This is a genomic window from Cupriavidus sp. 05N39 (assembly GCF_056397325.1).
In genome coordinates this window covers 1-979 of record NZ_JBFTNE010000255.1, presented here as the reverse complement: position 1 = coordinate 979, position 979 = coordinate 1, and the positions used below count along the sequence as shown (strand labels likewise).

The window sequence follows — 979 nt, the reverse complement described above, 5'->3', positions numbered from 1 at the left end:
GCCAATGACGGCATCATATCGACGGCAAGCCTCGTTATCGGCGTGGCATCAGCACACACCGCCCATGGAAATATCGTGCTCACGGCCGTAGCGGGGTTGGTGGCTGGGGCCATGTCGATGGCGACAGGGGAATACGTATCTGTCTCTTCGCAGGCAGATACTGAAGAGGCAGCTTTGATTGAAGAGCAGGCCGAACTCGATGCCGATTTTCCGCGCGAGCAACAAGAATTGATTGCAATCTATATGCGTCGTGGCCTGGATTATCCGCTTGCTAAGCAGGTTGCCGAAAGGCTGATGGCCCACGACGCGCTTGGCACCCATGCACGCGATGAGCTAGGCATCTCGAAAGTGACCTCCGCCAAGCCGTTGCAAGCAGCGTTGGCTTCTGCCTGCAGCTTTTCGGTGGGCGCCGCCCTGCCGGCTGCAGTTGCCGCACTAGCTCCCGAATCGGCCTTGATTCCAGCCATAGTCATCTCTGCCTTGGCATCACTTGCCTTCTTGGGCGGTCTGGCCGCAAAAACGGGCGGCGCGAAAGTCGGCCCAGGCGTTATCCGCGTAGTGTTCTGGAGTGCTTTGGCAATGGGTGTGTCGTCAGGTGTTGGCACGTTGTTTGGCGCCGTAGTCTGAAGCGCCGCAATCGGACAGATGTCCCCGTCGGGTTCACGCAATCCGCGTACGCAGCTCCGGAAATAAAAGCGGGAATGCTTCGTTGAAGTCCCGCTTCAGCGCCAGCAACCGGCTATTCCTCCGCGCCTCAAACATCAGGGAATTTGCGCTAGCGATGGTTCCATCCTGGCCGTAGCTACGCCGGTCTTGATAAGGCCACCAAGTACCGCATCCGGACAATTCACGACAGCATCGACCGTAGCAGGACCCTGCGAGCAGAACGCCCCGATGGCGCAAGTGATGCTTTGAGCAAGCTCTGCGCTCACCCCAAGCTGGGCGGCAAGCTCGGCCGGGAGTTGCGTAACATCCGTGG

2 protein-coding genes are annotated in these 979 nt (G+C 59.1%); one reads left to right on the top strand and one right to left on the bottom strand.

Annotation, left to right across the window (positions count from 1 at the left end):
• On the top strand, positions 1-627 hold a 627-nt coding region (locus tag AC1DN0_RS41135), incomplete at its 5' end, for a VIT1/CCC1 transporter family protein (RefSeq protein ID WP_477146617.1).
• Between the two features lie 134 nt (positions 628-761).
• On the opposite strand, the gene AC1DN0_RS41130 is transcribed toward AC1DN0_RS41135, so the two are convergent.
• A partial coding sequence (locus AC1DN0_RS41130) for a hypothetical protein (protein ID WP_477146616.1) occupies positions 762-979 on the bottom strand: 218 nt, incomplete at its 5' end.